The 21,451-nt window shown below is 43.7% G+C and carries 17 protein-coding genes and 1 other annotated feature; of the genes, 13 read left to right on the top strand and 4 right to left on the bottom strand.

Features of this window, described 5'->3' with window-relative positions:
• Positions 1-50 precede the first annotated feature (50 nt).
• Positions 51-1,271 (top strand): 6-phosphofructokinase, encoded by a 1,221-nt coding sequence (locus KH180_RS08980; protein ID WP_290759427.1) that lies wholly within the window; start codon positions 51-53, stop codon positions 1,269-1,271.
• A 90-nt stretch (positions 1,272-1,361) separates the two neighbouring features.
• Here the strand turns inward: KH180_RS08980 and KH180_RS08975 are convergent, their stop codons facing one another.
• A complete protein-coding gene (locus tag KH180_RS08975; RefSeq protein WP_290759424.1) occupies positions 1,362-2,177 on the bottom strand; it encodes a YihY/virulence factor BrkB family protein in 816 nt (271 codons plus the stop codon).
• 394 nt (positions 2,178-2,571) lie between these two features.
• On the opposite strand from KH180_RS08975, the gene licT reads away from it, so the two are divergent.
• The 11 genes from licT to KH180_RS08920 all read left to right on the top strand — a co-directional run bounded on the left by licT (position 2,572) and on the right by KH180_RS08920 (position 17,512).
• Positions 2,572-3,402 carry a BglG family transcription antiterminator LicT gene (gene licT / locus KH180_RS08970; RefSeq protein ID WP_290759421.1) on the top strand — a complete coding sequence of 277 codons (831 nt, stop codon included), beginning with the start codon at positions 2,572-2,574 and terminating at the stop codon, positions 3,400-3,402.
• Between the two features lie 266 nt (positions 3,403-3,668).
• Entirely contained in the window at positions 3,669-4,655 is a 987-nt protein-coding gene (locus KH180_RS08965; RefSeq protein ID WP_290759419.1) for a mannose/fructose/sorbose PTS transporter subunit IIB, read from the top strand.
• Positions 4,656-4,690: 35 nt separating this feature from the next.
• Positions 4,691-5,491 (top strand): PTS mannose/fructose/sorbose transporter subunit IIC, encoded by an 801-nt coding sequence (locus KH180_RS08960; RefSeq protein WP_330624496.1) that lies wholly within the window; start codon positions 4,691-4,693, stop codon positions 5,489-5,491.
• A gap of 18 nt (positions 5,492-5,509) precedes the next feature.
• The gene (locus tag KH180_RS08955) at positions 5,510-6,421 is read left to right on the top strand and encodes a PTS system mannose/fructose/sorbose family transporter subunit IID (protein ID WP_290759417.1); all 912 of its coding nucleotides are present in this window, start codon (positions 5,510-5,512) and stop codon (positions 6,419-6,421) included.
• Positions 6,422-6,598: 177 nt separating this feature from the next.
• A complete protein-coding gene (locus KH180_RS08950; RefSeq protein ID WP_290759415.1) occupies positions 6,599-6,970 on the top strand; it encodes a DUF956 family protein in 372 nt (123 codons plus the stop codon).
• A 19-nt stretch (positions 6,971-6,989) separates the two neighbouring features.
• Positions 6,990-7,925: a type I phosphomannose isomerase catalytic subunit gene (locus KH180_RS08945; protein WP_290759413.1), complete on the top strand. Its 936-nt coding sequence runs from the start codon at positions 6,990-6,992 to the stop codon at positions 7,923-7,925.
• 82 nt (positions 7,926-8,007) lie between these two features.
• Positions 8,008-10,116, top strand: coding sequence for a PTS transporter subunit IIABC (locus tag KH180_RS08940; RefSeq protein ID WP_290759411.1), 2,109 nt, complete (start codon positions 8,008-8,010; stop codon positions 10,114-10,116).
• 71 nt (positions 10,117-10,187) lie between these two features.
• Positions 10,188-10,364 (top strand) — a binding site (T-box leader).
• 54 nt (positions 10,365-10,418) lie between these two features.
• Entirely contained in the window at positions 10,419-11,438 is a 1,020-nt protein-coding gene (gene pheS / locus KH180_RS08935) for a phenylalanine--tRNA ligase subunit alpha (protein WP_290759408.1), read from the top strand.
• 58 nt (positions 11,439-11,496) lie between these two features.
• Entirely contained in the window at positions 11,497-13,917 is a 2,421-nt protein-coding gene (pheT, locus tag KH180_RS08930; RefSeq protein ID WP_290759405.1) for a phenylalanine--tRNA ligase subunit beta, read from the top strand.
• Positions 13,918-14,078: 161 nt separating this feature from the next.
• Positions 14,079-15,770, top strand: a complete 1,692-nt coding sequence (locus KH180_RS08925; protein WP_290759403.1) for an aryl-sulfate sulfotransferase — start codon at positions 14,079-14,081, stop codon at positions 15,768-15,770.
• Between the two features lie 101 nt (positions 15,771-15,871).
• Positions 15,872-17,512, top strand: coding sequence for an aryl-sulfate sulfotransferase (locus tag KH180_RS08920; protein WP_290759401.1), 1,641 nt, complete (start codon positions 15,872-15,874; stop codon positions 17,510-17,512).
• Between the two features lie 73 nt (positions 17,513-17,585).
• Here KH180_RS08920 and KH180_RS08915 read toward each other — a convergent pair whose 3' ends face one another.
• Complete coding sequence (locus KH180_RS08915; RefSeq protein ID WP_290759398.1) at positions 17,586-17,939, bottom strand: molecular chaperone Hsp90; 354 nt, start codon at positions 17,937-17,939, stop codon at positions 17,586-17,588.
• Between the two features lie 187 nt (positions 17,940-18,126).
• Between KH180_RS08915 and queA the strand changes: the two genes are divergently transcribed.
• Positions 18,127-19,152: a tRNA preQ1(34) S-adenosylmethionine ribosyltransferase-isomerase QueA gene (gene queA / locus KH180_RS08910; protein ID WP_290759395.1), complete on the top strand. Its 1,026-nt coding sequence runs from the start codon at positions 18,127-18,129 to the stop codon at positions 19,150-19,152.
• 84 nt (positions 19,153-19,236) lie between these two features.
• On the opposite strand, the gene KH180_RS08905 is transcribed toward queA, so the two are convergent.
• Both KH180_RS08905 and KH180_RS08900 read right to left on the bottom strand, forming a co-directional pair.
• Positions 19,237-19,986, bottom strand: a complete 750-nt coding sequence (locus KH180_RS08905) for a LytR/AlgR family response regulator transcription factor (protein WP_290759393.1) — start codon at positions 19,984-19,986, stop codon at positions 19,237-19,239.
• Positions 19,987-20,042: 56 nt separating this feature from the next.
• Positions 20,043-21,365 (bottom strand): ATP-binding protein, encoded by a 1,323-nt coding sequence (locus KH180_RS08900; protein WP_290759391.1) that lies wholly within the window; start codon positions 21,363-21,365, stop codon positions 20,043-20,045.
• Positions 21,366-21,451: the final 86 nt, after the last annotated feature.

Genomic DNA, 21,451 nt, shown 5'->3' with positions numbered 1-21,451 from the left:
AAATAGAATTTGTACAGAAATTTTGCAACTGAATGAGGAGGACATCGAGGATGAAAAACATGTTAGTGGCACAGTCGGGAGGGCCGTCAGCTGCCATCAACGCGACGATAACAGGAGTAATTGACGCTGGCCTTGCAAGCAGTCAGGTGGAGCATGTATATGGTGCACTGAATGGGATCAAGGGAGTATTAAATGAAAATTTCGTTATGCTGGACGATATATGCAGAAGTCAGGAGACAAGGGATCTTCTGGCGGTCACACCGGCTGCTGCGCTGGGATCCTGCCGCTGGAAACTGAAGAATCCGGAGGAAGACGCCAGAGAATTTGAGGAGATCATCCGGATTCTCAGAAAGAATAATATTGGCTATTTTATTTATACGGGAGGAAATGATTCCATGGACACCGTGTATAAGCTCTCTTTGTACTGTAAAGAGCACGGAGTGGATGATATTAAGATTATGGGGGCTCCAAAGACGATTGACAATGATCTGGGAGAAACCGATCACTGTCCGGGCTTTGGGTCAGCGGCAAAGTTTATTGCAACTGCTTTTACAGAGATCGCCTGTGACTGTTATGTTTATGATGTTCCGTCAGTAACCATAGTGGAAGTCATGGGAAGAAATGCAGGATGGCTGACAGCAAGTGCGGTGCTTGCAAGAAATGAGGCGAGGAATGTTCCCCAGCTGATCTATCTGTGTGAAAAAGCATTCTGTACGGAGCGCTTTGTGGAAGATGTAAGGGAAGCATTGAAAAAAGAAAACAACATCATTATTGCGGTCAGCGAAGGACTGAAGGATGCCCGGGGCAATTATGTCGGAGAAGAGATGAAGTCCGGGAAGGAAGATGCTTTCGGACACAAATATTTGTCCGGCATCGGCAAATATCTGGAGCAGGTGGTTACGGATCAGATCGGCTGCAAGGTGCGTTCTGTGGAACTTAATATTCTGCAGCGCTGTGCCGGATATATGCTCAGCGAGACAGATATTATAGAGTCCAGAAATCTGGGTGCTTTTGCAGCTGTCAGTGCCATCCGCGGAGAGAGCGGAAAGATGTCTGCCATCAGGCGGCTGCCGGGGGAAAACTATCAGGTTGATATTGTACTTGCAGACTTGTCAAAGATTGCAAATGTGGAAAAAACAGTGCCTCTTGAATGGATCACAGAAGACGGACATGATATTACACAGGAATTGGTGGATTATCTCAAACCGCTGATTCAGGGAGAAGTGCGGATTCCGTATAAAGACGGAGTTCCGGAACATTTTATACTTTAAGCATATAAAAACAGGACCCTGTCTGTTATCAATACAGAAAAGGTCCTGTTTTTGTCATGTAAGCTGAAGTGATCAAGCACCGCTTTGTCCTTATTTATGGTTTCTCATGAGATATTGGTTCAGCTCGGCTCCGAGGAACAAGATCATCATACAGAAATACAGCCAGAACAGTGTCAGAAGAATACCGGTCAGCCCGCCGTACATAATACTGAAAAATTTAAAATTATCAAAATAAATAGAAAACAGGGAGGACAAAATGATCCATCCTGCAGAACTGAAAATTACACCCGGCATTACCTGTTTTGCTTTAAAATGTTCACTTGGAAGAAAGCGGTACATAATAAAAAACACCAGAAAGAAAATAAAAAACGCTATTCCAAAACGAATCAGCAGAAAAACGATATGCTGCGTTGCAAGGAACGGGTAGAACTGGTAAAGCTGGTTCAGCAGAGTATTACCGAATAAAAGCACGATGATCCCGATCAGGACAGCAACAGCGATAAATGCAATATATAGTGTGGCAATAAACCGCAGTACAAAATAATTTCTCTTTTCCGGGATTTCATGTATGGTGTTCAGCCCGGTCATCATGGAAAGAATACCTTTGGATGCTGACCAGAGCAAGGTGATGATTGTAAATGACATGTAAGTTGTCGTTATCTTTCCGTATAAGGAATTGATAACCGCAACAAGACTTACACTGTACTGCTCAGGCAGATAGTAGTTGACAAGCCCGATCAGGTCTGCCGGTGTCACAGGCACAAAACGCATCAGGCTCAGCACGACAATCAAAAACGGAAAAAAGGAAAGCACCGTAAAGAATGCCGCCTGGGCAGAGAAGGCGGTGATGTGATCCTTCTGGGCTTTGGCAATAACCGAATTCAGAAGGGCAATAAACTTTAACATATGAATACCTCTCAGATCATATAAAGTGAATAAAGCTTAATTTTACGCAAATAATTTATATATTCTACCATAAGTACTGTAAATACTCAAGAAAAAATACTGACAGGAGGGAAATTGCCTGAAGCGCCTGTACAAGGGATTCCCGGACTTTCAGAAGAATGTGCTTTGTCTTATAGATAATAAATCTTAAAAAATTATAAAAAAAATATAAACAAAGTGGTTGACATAGAGGGTTGGCTTTGATAAAATTGGAAATAAGTTAGGAGAATAAAGAAAGAAGGATTGTTACTGGTAATGCAGGCTAAACCAACTTATGGGATTTTTAGAGATAGATTTCAATAGGTGTGGTTTATTTTTTTTCTTAACTTAATATTTTACAATACGGAGTGGAACTGTGCAAATTACAAGAATTATAAATAATAATATTGTAATTTCAGAAGATAACAGCCATCGTGAAGTGGTACTAATGGGAAGAGGATTGGGCTTTCAAGGGCGTCCGGGAGACGAGATTAACCCGGATAAGGTTGAAAAGACTTATATTATGAAAGACCATGGGATGACAAACCGCTTTCAGCAGCTGGTCGAGGACATTCCCATAGAGCGATTGGAAATATGTAATGAAATTATTCAATATGCAAAAGATACTTTGCAAAAGAATATCAATGACAATATTTATATTTCTCTCACAGACCATATTAATTTTGCCATTGAACGGGTAGAAATGGGAGTTCCCTTCCAAAACCCATTTTTATGGGAAATCAAGAAGTTCTACTATCAGGAATATTTAATCGGGCAGGCAGCGATTGGAATGATCGAAAGAAAGCTTAAGGTCACTCTGCCTCAGGATGAAGCGGCATTCATTGCACTTCATATTGTCAACGCAGAGCTGGATCTGGATATGACAGAGATGGTTTCCATGACGAAACTGACAAAAAATATTCTGAAGATCGTTGACGACTGTTTTCCGAACCAGATGGATAAAGACTCTGTTTTTTACGAACGGTTTATCACACACTTGAAGTTCTTTGCCCAGAGAATCTTTACAGGCAACGAGGTGGAAAGTGACGATACGGAGTTTCAGGAGATCATCCGGAACAAGTATCAGGAGTGTCTGGACTGTGTCGAAAAAATCAGGATTTATATAAAAAACACATGCAACCACGATATTACAGATGAAGAAATGATGTATCTCACTGTACATATTAAGCGGGTTGTCACAAGATAAAAGTTAATATTGATATAGAATAAGGATTGTTACTGGTAATGCAGGCTAAACCTGATTCAAACCAAAGGATTTTTTTTAAAATCCATATATTTCGCAGCATTTGTCGGGGTGTATGGAGCGGGAAAGGATTCATTGTTTGAGTCAGGTTTTTTTATTCCATAGGAAATCACCCCCAGCGGGGGATTTTAATAAAAGGGATTTGAGTTCTTAATCAAGAGAACAGAACAAAGATTCCGAAAGATAACTAGAAAAGGAGGAATGTTTAAATGGTAGGAATTATTCTTGCTACGCATGGTGGATTTGCGACTGGGATCATGCAGTCTGGATCCATGATCTTCGGAGACCAGCCTGATGTGGCAGCTGTTACACTGCAGCCAAGCGAAGGGCCAAACGACGTCAAAAAGAAGATGGAAGATGCAATCGCTTCTTTCGAAAATCAGGATGAAGTGTTATTCTTAGTGGATCTTTGGGGTGGTACCCCGTTCAACCAGGCAAATGGCCTGGTATCAGGTCATGAGGATAAATGGGCAATTGTAGCCGGTTTGAATTTGCCGATGCTGATTGACGCTTATGCTTCACGTATGACAATGGAAACAGCTCATGAGATTGCAGTACAGATCGCAGGAAGCGGTAAAGAAGGGGTACGGATTTATCCGGAAGAACTTGAGCCTAAGACAGAACCTGCAGCTGCACAGCCGGCACAGAGCCAGCCTCAGGGAGCAATTCCGGAGGGGACAGTATTAGGAGACGGACATATCAAATATGTGCTTGCACGTATTGATTCCCGGCTGCTTCACGGCCAGGTTGCAACTGCATGGACAAAAACAACCCAGCCGAACCGGATCATTGTTGTGTCTGATTCTGTAGCACATGATGATCTTCGTAAAAAGTTAATTCAGGAGGCTGCACCTCCAGGGGTACGCGCCAATGTTGTTCCTGTGGACAAAATGATCGAGGTTTCAAAAGATCCCCGCTTTGGAAACACAAAAGCGCTGCTGCTTTTTGAAACACCTCAGGATGCTCTTCGTGCTATCGAAGGCGGAGTGGACATCAAAGAACTGAACATCGGTTCAATGGCTCATTCTGTCGGAAAAGTTGCAGTAAGCAAAGTTGTCTCTTTGGGAAAAGAAGATGTGGAGACTTTCGCAAAATTAAAGGAAAAAGGAATTTCCTTTGATGTCCGCAAAGTACCGAGCGATTCCAAAGAAAACATGGATGAGATCATAAAAAAAGCGGAAGCTGAGTTGTCTTAAGCTTCACACAATCAGAGAATAGAGGAGGAATTATAATGTCAGCAATTTCAATCGTATTAGTTATTATAGTTGCCTTTCTAGCTGGTATGGAAGGAGTACTGGATGAATTCCAGTTCCATCAGCCGTTGGTTGCATGTACCTTAATTGGACTTGTTACCGGTCAGTTAGAAGCGGGTATTATTTTGGGCGGTACATTACAGATGATCGCTTTAGGATGGGCAAACATCGGTGCCGCTGTTGCACCGGATGCCGCGTTAGCTTCCGTAGCTTCCGCTATCATCTTAGTCCTGGGAGGACAGGGCACAGCAGGTGTCAGCACTGCTATCGCAGTTGCCATTCCTTTGGCAGTTGCAGGTTTATTCTTAACAATGATCGTACGTACACTTTCTGTAGCATGTGTTCACCGTATGGATGCAGCTGCTGAAAAAGCAAATTTCAGAGGTGTTGAACTGTGGCATATCATCGCGATTGCTATGCAGGGACTCCGTATTGCGATTCCGGCAGGAGCGCTTCTGTTTATTCCTGCAACAACAGTACAGAAGTTCCTGACATCTATGCCGGCATGGCTTACAGACGGTATGGCAATCGGCGGAGGAATGGTTGTAGCCGTTGGTTATGCAATGGTTATCAACATGATGGCAACAAAAGAAGTTTGGCCGTTCTTTGCAATCGGTTTCTGTGTAGCAGCACTTTCAGATTTAACATTAATCGCATTAGGAGCAATCGGTGTATCTTTGGCATTGATCTACTTAACATTGTCTGAGAGCGGCGGTTCTTCCAATGGCGGAGGAAGCAATACAGGTGATCCGCTGGGCGACATCTTAAATAATTATTAATTGAAGGAGGTATGAAAAATGGCAGAAAAAATTACATTAAGTAAGAAGGAACGATTGTCCGTTGCATTGCGCTCTACCTTCCTTCAGGGTTCTTGGAACTATGAACGTATGCAGAACGGTGGCTGGGCATTCTCAATCATTCCGGCTATCAAAAAGTTATACAAAACAGATGAAGAACGTTCAGAGGCGTTAAAACGTCACTTGGAATTCTTTAATACTCATCCTTATGTGGCTTCTCCGGTTATCGGTGTTACACTGGCATTGGAAGAGGAACGTGCAAACGGAGCAGAAGTTGACGATGCAGCGATCCAGGGTGTTAAAGTCGGTATGATGGGACCTCTGGCCGGTGTCGGTGATCCGGTATTCTGGTTTACAGTACGTCCGATCTTAGGAGCTCTCGGTGCTTCTCTGGCAATGACAGGAAACATTTTAGGACCAATCTTATTCTTCGTATTGTGGAATGTAATTCGTTGGGGATTCATGTGGTATACACAGGAATTCGGATACAAAGCAGGTGCAAAGATTACAGAGGATCTTTCCGGCGGAGTATTACAGAAAGTCACAAAAGGTGCATCTATCCTCGGTATGTTTATTCTTGGATCATTGGTTCAGCGGTGGGTATCCATCAGTTTCCAGCCAGTCGTATCAAAGGTAAGCTTAAGTGACGGGGCGTACATCGACTGGTCTAAGCTTCCGGAAGGGGCAAAAGGAGTACAGCAGGCATTTGAACAGTATGCATCAGGACTGTCCCTGTCTGCTACCAAGGTTACAACCTTACAGAACAACCTGGATTCTTTGATTCCTGGATTAGTTCCATTGTTATTAACATTATTCTGTATGTGGCTGCTGAAAAAGAATGTTTCACCGATCATTATTATCATCGCATTATTCTTAGTTGGTATTGGCGGACACCTTATCGGATTGTTATAAGCTAATGAAAAAAGTTCGGAGCAATCCGAACTTTTTTTCTTTGATTATATGAGGCAGATCATGTGCCGAAGAAGGCTTAAAAACGTTGTTCTCCGCAGAACAATAACATGATATAATGTGTAAGATACCAAAGCTGCGCTGAATGCGCAAAGAATAAAATAGAAATGGAGAGTTGCTATGGCTCAGTCAATAAACACAAAAGTAGATCTGGTGATCAGCGGAACTTCATATCACGGTCTGAACAGTTATGGAAAGATTATGATCGGTGATAAAGGATTTGAATTTTATAATGACAGGAATGTGAATGACTTTATTCAGATTCCCTGGAAGGAAGTTGATTATGTGATTGCCTCAGTCATGTTCAAGGGAAAACACATTCCGCGTTATGCATTGCAGACGAAAGAAAACGGAACTTATTCGTTTGCTTCAAAAGAGCCGAAAAAGGTACTTCGTGCGATCAGCAAATATGTAGCCCCGGATCATATGGTCCGTTCTCTGAGCTTTTTTGGAGTAATCAAAAAGAAACTAAAATCTAAATTCAGCAAATAAGCCTTAGGGGGAAAAGATTATGGGACATATTTTAAAAATGAAACCGGTGTTTAAAGAAATGATCTGGGGAGGCCGCAAGCTGAAAGATGTGTACGGATATGAGATCCCCAGCAGCCATACGGGTGAATGCTGGGCTATCTCTGCCCATAAGAATGGTGACTGTACAATCGAAAACAGCGAGTTTGCCGGAAAAACGCTTTCATGGCTTTTTGAAAATCATCGTGAACTGTTTGGAAATATTGAGGGTGATGAATTTCCTCTTCTGGTAAAGATTATTGATGCCAGAGATGACTTGTCTGTGCAGGTTCATCCCAATGATGAATATGCAAAGGTTCATGAAGATTCTTTAGGAAAAACAGAATGCTGGTATGTACTTCAGGCGGACGAGGGCACCAAAATGGTCATGGGCCATCATGCAAAAACAAAGGAAGAATTTATAAAAGCCATAGAGGAAGATGATTATGACAATCTTTTGAATTCCTTTGATATTAAAAAAGGAGACTTCTTTTATATACCTTCCGGCACACTGCATGCTATCTGCAGCGGATCGCTGATCTATGAAGCCCAGCAGTCTTCTGACATTACTTACCGTGTTTACGATTATCACCGCAAGGATCAGGACGGCAATGAGAGACAGCTGCATGTTCAGCAGTCTATTGATGTTACCAATGTTCCTGCACAGATCAGCAGCAGTAAAAGCTTCAGTGAAAGCAAAATCGAAAATGGAACAAAAGTAAGGTATGTGGAGAGTGATTTCTTTAAAGTAGACTGCTATAAATTGAACGGCAGGAATACAATAGAAAATTGTTCACCGTTCCAGATGGTCAGCGTGATAGAAGGACAAGGGGATATAGATGGCCAGAGTGTTAAAAAAGGTGACCATTTCCTTATCTGTTCAGACCAGAAGGAAACTGTTTTTAACGGAACAATGGATGTTATGATAGCAGCGCTGTAACTGTATGAAAAGGGGTTTCAGTGTAAATATAAAGCCGAAACATCAGATATGTCTTTGATATGAGGTGTTTAGGAGGGAAAATATGAAAGACAAAATATTCGGTGTTTTACAGCGTGTGGGACGTTCCTTCATGCTTCCGATCGCAATTCTGCCTGTGGCGGGGCTGCTGTTGGGAATCGGACAATCACTGACAAATGAAACAATGCTGAATGCCTATGGACTGATGAAAATTATGGGACCGGACACGATTCCATATGCAATATTAAAAGTCTGCGGTGACTGCGGAAATGCCGTATTCGGAAACCTGCCGCTGATTTTTGCCATCGGAGTTTCCGTGGGTATGGCCAGAGCTGAAAAGGAAGTCGCGGCACTGGCCGGCGCTATTGCTTTTTTTATTATGCATACGGCTATCTCAGCCATGATTTCCATCAACGGCGGGGCAGAGGCCATGCGTGAGGGTGCAACAGCTTCTGTTCTGGGGATCACCTCTCTTCAGATGGGAGTGTTCGGAGGTATTATCGTTGGCCTCGGTGTTTCAGCACTGCACAACAAATTTTATAAAATCAAACTTCCGGAAGTATTGTCCTTTTTCGGAGGGACAAGATTTGTACCGGTTATTTGTACCGTTGTATTTGTGTTTGTGGGAATCCTGATGTATTTTATCTGGCCGCCCATCCAGGATGCTATGTATGCGGCAGGAGGGTTTGTGAGTGCTTCAGGTTATCTCGGCACCTTTGTTTATGGTGTTATGGAGCGTGCACTGATCCCGTTCGGACTGCATCACGTATTTTATCTGCCGTTTTGGCAGACTTCTCTTGGAGGCACGATGGAAATCGGAGGGAAGATGATCGACGGCGCTCAAAATATCTTTTTCGCGCAGCTGGCCGATCCAGGGACAACCCATTTTGCGGTTTCTGCCACAAGATTTATGACGGGCAAATTTCCTCTGATGATCTTTGGCCTGCCGGGAGCTGCATTTGCCATGTACAGGTGTGCAAGGCCGGAGAAAAGAAAGGCCGTGGCCGGCCTGCTGGCTTCTGCTGCTCTGACTTCTATGCTGACGGGGATCACAGAGCCTCTTGAATTTACGTTTTTATTTGTGGCGCCGGGTCTGTACGCAATACACTGTGTTTTTGCAGGAGCGGCTTATATGCTTATGCATATGCTTAGAGTCTGCGTGGGCCTGACTTTTTCAGGGGGTATCATCGATATGTTTCTTTTTGGCGTTCTTCAGGGACAGTCAAAAACTAACTGGCTCATGTTCATTCCGGTGGGCATTGTATATTTTATTGTATATTACTTTCTGTTCAGCTTTCTGATCAGAAAATTAAACCTGAAGACTCCGGGAAGGGAGAAGGAAGACCAGAATATCAAGCTGTATACCAAAACTGATATGGCATCAAAGCCTTTGGAGAGTGATCCTGAAATTGACGGATCTGATATATCAGCACTGATCGTTGCCGGTTTAGGTGGGAAAGCAAATGTAAAAGATGTTGACTGCTGTGTCACACGCTTAAGATGTACGATTTTGGATCCGGAAAAGGTGAATGACAGGATATTGAAAGAGAGCGGTTCCAGGGGAATTGTAAAGAAAGGCGATGGGGTTCAGATTATTTATGGACCGATGGTCACAGTCATAAAGTCAAATCTGGAGGATTATCTGGCAAGCAGTATGTCAGACAGGACAGCTGTGGAAATGCCGAGAATGCCGGCGGCAGAAGAGATACCAGAGGTGGCAGCAGAATCAGTCTGCATGCCTGTCAAAGGAGAAGTCATAGAACTTAGTGAAGTGGAAGATGAGGTCTTTGCAGGAGGAATGCTCGGGCAGGGATTTGCCGTAAGGCCGGCTGAAGGAACGGTCTTTGCCCCGGCAGACGGCACGGTCACTGCTGTATTTAATACCAAACATGCCATCTGCATTAAATCCGGGGGAGGGGCTGAAATCCTTATCCATATGGGGATTGATACGGTGAAACTGGCCGGGAAATATCATCATGTGAAGGTGGAGCCCGGCATGAGGGTGAAAAAAGGAGACAGAATCGCTGAATTTGATCTTGAGGAAATTAAACAAAAAGGATTTTTTGTCACAACACCGGTCGTTGTGAGCAACAGCGAGGAGTATACGAGTATTACGATAGTAAATGCCGGTGAACTGAATGCCGGCACAGAGGTGCTCTCATTAAAAAAATAATTAGATATCCATAAGGTGAGGATTGTTATTCCGTCTTGACATTCTGCCTTTGTGTGATAGAATAAGGAATGATAAAGACAGAGAAGGTGCACAGTAAGGAAGCTATTCCCGAATTTCACACCGGAGTTGTATCCCTGAAATATCAGTAGGGGATAACGCAGGCTGCACGTTACGCAGGATACTAAGTGCCAGGTATCTTTTTGTGCCTGGAATTAGGGTGGTACCGCGAGATGATTCCCGTCCCTTATATATTTTATAAGGAACGGGATTTTTTAATTCTATAAGTACAAGGAGAAGTGATTATGAAGGAGAAACTTGAGGCGATTAGAAAAGAGGCCTTGGAGAAGATCAACACAGCAGAGGCCATGGACGCTCTGAATGATATCAGGGTAGCGGTCCTTGGGAAAAAGGGAGAGCTGACCCAGGTATTAAAGGGCATGAAGGATGTTGCGAAAGAGGAACGTCCTGCCGTAGGACAGATGGTCAACGATACACGTGCGGTTATTGAACAGGCACTGGAAAAGGAAATGTCCGTGCTCAAGAAAAAGATCATGGAAGAAAAACTTAAAAAGGAAGTCATCGATGTGACGCTTCCAGGAAAGGTGCATGAAAAAGGACACCGTCATCCGAACCAGATTGCCCTGGAAGATTTGGAGCGGGTATTTATAGGGATGGGCTATGAGGTTGTGGAAGGCCCGGAAGTAGAATACGATAAGTATAATTTTGAAATGCTGAATATTCCTGAAAATCATCCCGCGAAGGATGAACAGGATACCTTTTTTATCTCAAAAGATATTTTATTGAGAACACAGACATCACCGGTACAGGCCCGCGTGATGGAGACAGGCAAAATGCCGATCCGGATGATTGCACCTGGAAGGGTATTCCGCTCCGATGAAGTGGATGCTACCCACTCTCCGTCTTTCCATCAGGTGGAGGGGCTGGTCGTGGACAAAGGGATCACCTTTGCGGATCTGAAAGGGACGCTTCAGCAGTTTGCCACGGAATTTTTCGGACCGGAGACAAAGGTCAAATTCCGCCCGCATCATTTTCCGTTCACAGAGCCAAGCGCAGAGGTGGATATCACTTGCTTTAAGTGTGGAGGAAAGGGCTGCCGCATGTGCAAGGGAAGCGGCTGGATCGAGATCTTAGGCTGTGGTATGGTGCATCCGAATGTACTCAGGGCATGCGGAATCGACCCGGACATCTATTCAGGTTTTGCCTTTGGAATCGGTCTGGAACGTGTAGCGCTCCTGAAATATGAGATTGATGATATGCGCCTGCTTTATGAAAATGATAAGAGATTTTTAAGCCAGTTCTAAAGCGGCAGTTTAGGAAGATTTCAGTGAATTTAGGATAATGATTGAAGGAGAATAGAGAATGAATACACCAATTTCATGGATCAAGGCATATGTGCCGGATCTTGACTGTACGATTCAGGAGTATGTGGACAAGATGACACTTTCCGGATCAAATGTGGAATGTTATGAGGAATTAGATAAAAACCTGGAAAAGATTGTTGTAGGAAAAATTCTTTCCATTGAAAAGCATCCGGATGCAGACAAGCTGATCGTCTGCCAGGTAGATGTGGGAACAGAGACCATCCAGATCGTCACAGGTGCCAGCAATGTATCAGAAGGTGATCTGGTCCCTGTGGTTTTAGTGGGAGGAAGAGTAGCCGGAGGCCATGACGGCAGCCCAAATCCGGAAAACGGCATCAAAATCAAAAAAGGAAAATTAAGGGGTGTGGCATCTTTCGGGATGATGTGTTCTGTGGAGGAACTGGGAACTACCAAAGATATGTATCCGGAAGCGCCGGAAGACGGTATTTATATATTTAAGAAGGATGTAAAGCCGGGAGATGATGCTGTGGAGGCCATGGGGCTTCGTGACCAGGTAGTGGAATTTGAGATCACATCAAATCGTGTAGACTGTTTCAGCATGATCGGTATGGCAAGAGAAGTGGCTGCAACCTTTCATAAAGAGTTCCATCCGCCTGTAGTAAAAGAGACAGGCAACGGCGAGGACGTGAATGATTTTATCAAAGTGACCGTAAAAGATACAGAACTTTGTCCAAGATATACGGCCAGAGTCGTGAAAAATATCAAGCTTGCACCGTCTCCGGAATGGATGCAGAGAAGGCTGGCAGCTATGGGCATCCGTCCGATCAATAACCTGGTAGATATTACAAACTATGTGATGGAAGAGTATGGACAGCCTATGCATGCCTATGACTTAGACACCATAGCGGGAAATGAGATTATTGTGCGCAGGGCTAAGGACGGGGATAAGTTCACCACTCTGGACGGCGAAGAAAGAAATCTGGACAGCGATGTACTCATGATCTGCGATGGGGAAAAGGAAGTTGGAATTGCCGGTATCATGGGAGGCGAAAACTCCATGGTAACGGATGATATCAAGACATTATTATTTGAAGCTGCCTGCTTCGATGGCACTAATATTCGTCTTTCCTCCAAAAGAATCGGTCTTAGGACGGATGCTTCCAGCAAGTTTGAAAAGGGATTGGACCCGGAAAATGCAATGGCTGCCATGGACCGTGCTTGCCAGCTGATTGAAGAGCTGGGAGCAGGAGAAGTGATCGGGGGCGCTGTGGATGTATACCCAAATCCGAAACAGCCGGTACGCCTTCCGTTAGAGACAGACAAGATCAATGCCCTTCTCGGCACAAAAATCTCCATGGAAGATATGATCGAGTATTTCAGACGCATTGACGTGAAATATGATGTAGACGCCAACGAACTGCTGATCCCGTCTTTCCGGCAGGATTTAAACTGCATGGCTGATCTGGCAGAGGAAGTGGCGAGATTTTACGGATACGACAACATTCCGGTCACTCTTCCGAGAGGAGAGGCTACAGCAGGCAAAAAGCCATTTAAGATCCGGGTAGAGGACATTGCGAGAGAGTCCGTTGAGAAAAATGGATTCAGCGGCGGAATGTGCTACTCTTTTGAAAGTCCGAAAGTTTTTGACCTGCTTTTGCTGCCGGAAGATGCCAGGGAGCGGGAGGCAATAAAGATTTCCAATCCGCTGGGTGAGGATTTCAGCATTATGCGTACCATTTCCTTAAATGGCATGATGACATCCCTTGCAAATAATTACAGCCACAGAAATCAGAATGTACGCCTTTATGAGTTTGGAAACATCTATCTGCCAAAGAATCTTCCGCTGACAGAACTTCCGGATGAACGGATGCAGCTTACTTTGGGAATGTATGGTGACTGTGATTTCTTCACGCTGAAAGGGGCACTGGAGGATTTGTTCGGAGATCTGGGACTTGGCGGACAGGCTGAATATGTTCCGGTCAAAGACCATCCGTTTATGCATCCGGGACGCCAGGCTGATGTTCTGATCGGCGGAGAAAAAGCCGCATATATCGGACAGATGCATCCCCAGGCTGTTGAAAACTATGACATGAAGGGGGAAGTCTACGCAGCTGTCATTGACATGCCCGTGATCTGTGAGCAGGCGACCTTCGACCGTAAATATACAGGAGTGGCAAAATTCCCTGCCATGAAACGTGATTTGAGTATGGTTGTCAAAAAAGAGATTTTTGTAGGCCAGATTGAAAAGATCTTCAGGGAGAAAGGCGGAAAGCTTCTGGAAGGATTTGAACTGTTTGATGTTTACGAGGGCGACCAGATTGACAAAGGATATAAATCTGTTGCATATTCTCTGACCTTCCGTGCTCAGGACAGAACACTGGAGGAAGCGGAGATCAACAAGATCGTTGAAAAGATTTTAGATGAATTAAAAACATTGGGAATTGAGCTTAGGGCATAAGTAAGTAATTAGGGGAAACAATAAGAGGAGTAGAGGAAGTGCAGTCACTGCAGTTTTTCTGCTCCTCTTTGCATTTATATTAAAAATATTACAAAATAGTTACATATATTGTGAAAATGTGATATAATACCGTTGAAAATGTCACAGGAGGATAATGAGAAATGAGCTATCTGAAAGGAATGATTGAAGAAATGCAGGGAAGAGAGTCAAAAAAACATAAACAGAAAAAAGTTATGATATGCATTTTGGCAGTTCTGGTTCTTATGGCAGCCGGTTTTTTCGGATACCGGGTATACGCAAATTACAAGGAAGAGCAGTTTTTAAAAAGTGTAAAGCTAAGGGAGATTAAAGTTAAGCCGATGACACTGGAACACAAGGAAAAGGATGTGTTTACAGAAGCTTACCAAAAGGAATCTCAGGATCAGATTGACAAGCAGAAAAAGAAAAATTATACGATTCAGAAACCTATGGTAATTCGTAATGCCTATGGTACAAATACCACTGCCCTATACTATTATGGAAAAACAGACCGTGCATCCTATGCTGTCTGCACCGTAGAAGCACCCAATGTCGGAGCAGCTGTATATAAGCATACATTAAAGGGAAAAAAGAAATACAGCACAACCCATGAGTACCAGATCATCGGGCTTTCTGCGGGAACAAGAAATAAGGTAACCATGGAATTTTTTAATGAAGACAAAAGGGCTGTCGAAAAGCAGTATTTTTATGTGGATATTCCGGAGGACAATGTCATACCGAGAATACTGAAAAAAACCAAGGGGACTTCTTCACAAAAAATGGAGGACGGGCTGTTTGCACTGCTTGGTCATGATAAAGCCCAGAATGCCAACATTTATCTCTATGACAACAATGGAGTCAACAGAGGACGGATGCCTTTGAATAAGTACCGCACAGACCGCCTGCTCTTTGTCGGTGATGAAATGGCGTACTCTTATGATTTTAACAAGATTGCCATGGTCAGCCGTCTTGGAAAAGTTACAAAGACCTATGATCTGGGCGAAAATTATGAATTTCACCACGATTTTCTGTATGCTGAAAAGCAAAACAAGTTCATTTGTCTGGTCAATGACAAAAAGCAGGATACCATTGAGGATGTGGTTGTATCCGTGGATGTAAAAACAGGAGAAGTCAAGGAACTGATCGACTTTGAGGACTACTTTAAAACTATGAGAAACCTGGCATACCGTCCGAAGAAAAATACCTACGGGGGAACCGGATTAGACTGGATTCATTTAAATTCCATGAATATGATCGATGATGACAGTATGATTTTCAGCAGCAGGGAACAGAGCACTCTCATCAAGATGAAAAATGTCTTTGAAAAGCCGGAGGTGGATTACCTGATCCATGGAGGCACTGTCTACAACGGAACAGATTATCAGAAATATATGCTGAAAAAAGAGGGCACCTTTGTGGGACAGGCAGGGCAGCATACCATTTCAGTTGAACATGATAAATCACTTCCGAAGGGACAGTACTATCTCTATATGTTTAATAACAACTATGGATATTCAGCCACGATCAAGAGCTTTGACTGGAGTATGTTCCCTGGCACGGGAACAATGAAAGAAGGGGATAAGTCCATGTATTATAAATATCTTGTGGATGAAAATAAAAGAACGTACAAGCTTGTTCAGTCGTTCGCAATCCCATACTCACCGATTGTCAGCAGCGTGGAGCACATGAAGAACAATATCTCTTTCGGAAGCGGAACAAGCAAAACCTTTGGGGAATACGACAAGGACGGAAAGCTGATTTATTCCTTTAGCTACGATGCGGATAAGTATTCCTACAGAGTCATGAAGTACAATTTTCAAGGATATTTATTCTAGGATTGGTTTTATACACAAAATTCTCACATTTTCTTCAAAGTTTAACAAGATTTATCTTGTATTCTATTCCTGTCAGATCAAATGAAAGGAATGGAGGAAGCATGAAGAAAAAGCATTATATTATTTTATTAGCACTCATCACAGCAGCAGGTTTCGCATTCAGCCGGAACCTGCTGCCTCTTGTCTGGGCAGAGTCTGCACCTGTAAAGATAAGCAGCAAGGTGAAAACAGTCAAACATAAAGAAACAAATATTTATACGAAGGCTTACCAGAAGGAGACAGACCAGCAGCTGGCCAAGTGGAAAACAAAAAAGAAGTATACTGTTAAGGATCCGCTTCTTGTTAAGAATCCGTACGGCACCAATACAGGCGCCGTGTATTTTTACGGGATCTCATCCGAAGAAGTCACGGTAAAGTGTACGATTCGGGTCAAGGGAAAAGCTGATTATTCGTATACCCTGAAGAATAACAGCAGCAGGAAAGATGAGCAGGAGTTTTTGATTACGGGGCTTGTGCCGGGCAAGAGCAATCAAGTACTGCTCACCTTTTATGATAAAGATGAAAACATTGATTACAGGGAAGCTTTCCGGGTGACAACAGCGGCAGATTCCGAGATTCCGGCAGTTTCCAGCTTAAAAAGCGGAAACGGGACCACGGAGCTGTCCGGCGGGCTGTTTGCCATGCTGGGACATGATAAGACCGATAATGCAAATATTTATCTTTACGACAACAGCGGCACCAGCAGAGGAAAGATCCCTCTGAATTCCTACCGGTCAGACCGCCTTTTGTTCATTGGGGGACAGATGGCCTATTCTTATGAAGAGGACAAAATCGCACTCGTCAACGGACTGGGCAAAGTGACGAAGACTTACTCTATCGGCGGATATGAACTGCACCACGATTTTGCTTATGACGAGGACAGCCATAAGATTCTCTGCCTGGTCAATGACAAGAAAAAAGATACTATAGAAGATGTGTTAATCGCAGTGGATGTAAAAACCGGGAAAGTGGAAAAACTTATTGATTTTGAGGAATATTTTAAGGAAATCAGAAAGACGGCAAAGCAGAGAGAAAGCGGGAAAAACACATACGGGGGAACGGAACTTGACTGGATTCATCTGAATTCCTTTGACATATTGGAGGACGGAAGTCTCGTACTGAGCAGCAGAGAACAGAGCACGGTGATCAAGATGAAGAATATTTATAAAACCCCATCCATCGATTATCTGATCCATGGGGGCAGCCTCTATGAAGGGACAGGGCTTAAAAAATACCAGCTGAAAAAGAGCGGCACGTTTGTGTCCCAGGCAGGACAGCACACGATCACTTATGAAAAAGACGATTCTTTAGAAGATGGACAGTATTACCTTTATATGTTCAACAATAATTACGGAAGTTCATCTGCGTACCCAAGTTTTGACTGGAGCCTGTATCCGGGGACCGGAGAATTTGAATCCGGCACAAAGTCTATGTACTATAAGTATCTGGTTGACGAGAATAAGGGAACTTATAAACTTGTCACTTCCTTTGCACTGCCTTATTCCAGCATTGTAAGCAGTGTCCAGCAATATCACGGAAACATTACTTACAGCAGCGGCATGGATAAATCCTATGGTGAATACGACAGCAAAGGAAAACTGATCGGGAAATTTACCTATGACGCGGACAAATATGCTTACCGTGTACTCAAATACGACTTTAAAAATTATTGGTACAGCCAGGGCCAGGAAACTGCAGGTTAAAACAGCCCCCGGATATGCAGACGATATGCTGTATATCCGGGGCAGCTGAAGTTATATAAGTTTTGCGGGTTTCCTAGAGCTGATCTTTTATTTCCAGGATGGCGGCTGCAGCTGCACAGGCAGGACAGTCACAGTATTCGGCACCGTTTGACTTGATGTCCCTGGCATGTGCGGCAACGTCTTTTGCTTTGTCTGCTCCGAATACCTGTGCTCCGGCGTCAGACTCTGCAAAAGCGATCAGAGTGTCAACTGGCATAATATCTTCTTCCAATTCGGCTATGTATCTCTGTGTTTCCTCTGTTTCTTTGCCGTTCTCCACAGCGCTCAGCCAGGCATTGGCTGCCTCTTTGGTCTCTTTGCTGCAGGTAGGGGAATTAATCAGTTCGTGAGTTTTTTCAATAACAAAATCCAATACATCTTTCTTCATAATGGGTACCTCCTTTTTGTCTTGTGTTATCTTCATTTTACCCTTATTTCAGAAGGCTTGCAATTATAATATGATTCAGCGGTGAAAGGGCCGGAAAATTGAAGAAAACAAGGCTTCTCATTGCAGGTCCATGCTTTTAATGATATACTAACATATTGAAAATAATTAGGAGAAAACAGGAGCATTTATGAAAACATCAGATTTTACATTTGACCTGCCGGAAGAGCTGATCGCCCAGGATCCGCTGGCCGACCGTTCAAGTTCAAGATTATTAGTATTGGATAAAGAGACAGGGGAGATCAGACATGAGGTTTTCCGAAGCGTTATTGGACATCTGAAAAAGGGCGACTGCCTTGTATTAAATGATACAAAAGTCATCCCGGCGCGTCTCATCGGAGAAAAGGAAGGAACCGGCGCCAAGATTGAGGTTTTGCTGTTAAAAAGAAAACAGGACAATACTTGGGAAACGCTTGTAAAACCAGGGAGAAAGGCAAAACCGGGGACAAGGATTTCTTTTGGCGGCGGAAAGCTTATGGGAGAAGTCATGGATATTGTAGATGAGGGGAACCGGCTTGTACGGTTTGAGTTCGATGGGATTTTTGAGGAAGTTCTGGACGAGCTTGGACAGATGCCGCTGCCTCCGTATATCACTCATCAGCTGGAGGATAAGAACCGGTATCAGACCGTGTATGCCAAGCATGAGGGTTCTGCGGCTGCTCCTACAGCGGGACTGCATTTTACAAAAGAACTGCTCAAAGAGATTGAAGAAAAGGGCATCAGGCTCGCCTACGTCACTCTGCATGTAGGGCTTGGCACCTTTCGGCCGGTAAAAGTGGAAGATGTGACAGAGCATCATATGCATTCGGAATTCTATTATGTGGATGAAGAGGCAGCGGATAAGATCAACCGGACCAGAGAGGAAGGCGGAAGGATTATTTCTGTGGGAACCACAAGTACACGGACTTTGGAATCTGCCGCAGATGAAGATGGTCATATTGAGCCCAAAAGCGGATGGACGGAGATCTTTATTTATCCCGGCTATCAGTTTAAGGTTATTGACGGCCTCATCACAAATTTCCATCTGCCGGAGTCTACACTTTTGATGCTGGTGTCTGCATTGGCAGGAAAAGAGCATATCCTTCATGCATATGAGGAAGCGGTGAAGGAACGGTACCGTTTCTTCAGCTTTGGAGATGCGATGTTCATATTATAAAGTAAGAAGCTGAGCAGAACAAAGCCGGCAAAAGCCAAAGATTATCAGGCTTTTGCCGGCTTTTAACATGAGCATGAGATTTTTTCATTTTGGCTGCTCCGAAGAATACTTTTGCCGGCTGCGGATCTTCTTAAAATGATAGTTTCTCACCTCTTCTTCTATCTGCCTGCGCTTCCTCACACGGATCGGGAATTTTGCACCATTTTCCAGGGTACAGCAGTGATTCTCGATCCTGTTTATATAGTCGGCATTCAGGATAACCCCCTTGTTGACAGAAAGAAAACGTGGGTCGTTATCCGTAAGATTCAGAAAATTCCCTGCAGTCATACGGCTTCTCAAGGATGAGTTATCCGCCAGAGTGATCTCAAGATAATGACCGTCACTTATGACAGACATTACATCCGAAAGGAGTATAGGAACCTTTTTCCGTTCACTGAGAATCTCAATAAAGCGGGAAACGGGCGGCATAATCCTAAGGACATCCTCCAGTACCTGAAATACCCGGTCTTTTGTAAACGGCTTGGTGATATATTCAAAAGCATGACAGGAGAATGCATCCGGCATGAAATCCGGGCTGGAGGTCAGAAAGATCAGGATACACTCACTGTCCTTTTTTCGAAGATTTTGTGCCGCCTCAATTCCTCCCATGCCTTTCATATAAATATCCATAAACACGATGGCATAGGAACTTTTCTGAAAGCTGTCCAGAAAAGATTCACCCGAATGAAAAACAGAAAGGTCAAGCTGCAGATTTTTTTGTTTATAAAACTCATTGCAGTATTCTGTCATACGATGAAGATATTCAGTTTCATCATCAATTAAAGCAACTCTCAAATTTCTTAATTCCTTTCCCTTTCAAATAAAAAAATATTTTCGTTAACAGACAAGACTCAGACTTTGAGCAGGATATTGACAAAGAATTTCCGGCCGCTGTTGGAAACCTGAGCGGTGCCGCTGTACTTTTCTGCGATTGTTTTTATGGAGAACAGCCCTGTGCCTTCCCCGTTCCGTTTGGTGGACAGATAACCTTCCCGGCTTTTTCTGACTGTGCCGTCAAAGCTGTTGGTGGAGACAATGCACAGGGAGCTGGTATTTTTCAGTACAATGGTCAGACTGAAACAGCGCTCGTCCTCTGGAACCGTCCTGCATCCGGCGATGGCATTTTCCATTAGATTTCCAAGGAGGCTGCAAAGGTCCAATTCCGAAATGGTCAGCGGTTCCGGGATTTGGATCTTCCAGTCTGTTTTGATCGCCTCAGAGACGGCCATCTCCCTGTAATAATTTAAAAGAGCATTTAGCGCGGCATTCCGGCAGTAGCTGACAGGTGTGTCAGAGTCCAGTTCATTTTTATATTCATTCAGATAGGTGCGCAGACCATCAAGATCACCGCTGTCGGCAAGGCCGGTCATTCCGATCACCAGATGGCGGAAGTCGTGGCGGAGCCGTCTGGTCTGCTGAATATGATTCTGAAGTGTCTCGTATTGTTCTGCCTGTATTTCGAGAAACCGGACTTCCTCTTTTTTTCTTGCGTGTTCCAGAATCACAGCAGCCATATGATAGAAAAGGATATACAGGAACAAAAGAAGCAGAAACAGAATAAGCTCGAGCAGGGGAAGTATGACTATAATCCTCCCGGTATGAAGCGTTTCATAAGAATAAGGAGTTATTATCAGGTTAAAAAGAGTAAGCATCAGCGGAAACACCAGAGTAGAATACCAGACATTCGGAAAGTCCAGGGAATCCAGCATCCAGCTGAAATACCGGTGCAGAGGGAAAGCCAGAAGCAGTACCAGCAGTAAAGAGAGAAAAAACTGAAAAAATCCTGCTTCCGGAGAGAAATTCAAAGCACCTGATGCGGGATACAGATATGCATCAAAAATAAAGGCTGCGACAGCCGGAAAAGACATGATGGCGCATGCGTTCAAAAATACTGCCAGTGTCCTGGATAAATCTGTTTTTACTGTTTTCCAATAGAGAAAGAAAAAACAAACAAGAGACGGCAGTAAAATAGTATTAATTTCTGTATTCAGATACAGGGCAAGCCATGAGGCAGCAGGTATATAGAGAGTAAAGATCCCCATACAGAGAAGAAGCAAGTGAAGTCTTGTGTATTTTATCTGATTTTTCATGGGGAGATAGCAGAATGCTGCTGCCGGAAGCAGAATAGAAAACTGTATCATCTCCATCAGCAATGTATGTAATCCTATCATCATTCACCTCTTTTAGTCATCAGATTTTCAAGCTTATTTTTATTATATATCAAAAAGCAGCCTCTGTCATGACAGCCGCCGGACGATTC

The sequence above is a fragment of the Anaerostipes sp. genome (assembly GCF_018381315.1).
Taxonomy (GTDB): Bacteria; Bacillota; Clostridia; order Lachnospirales; family Lachnospiraceae; genus Anaerostipes.
The sequence above is the reverse complement of the archived record's forward strand: the minus strand, read 5'-3'. Positions and strand labels throughout refer to the sequence as shown.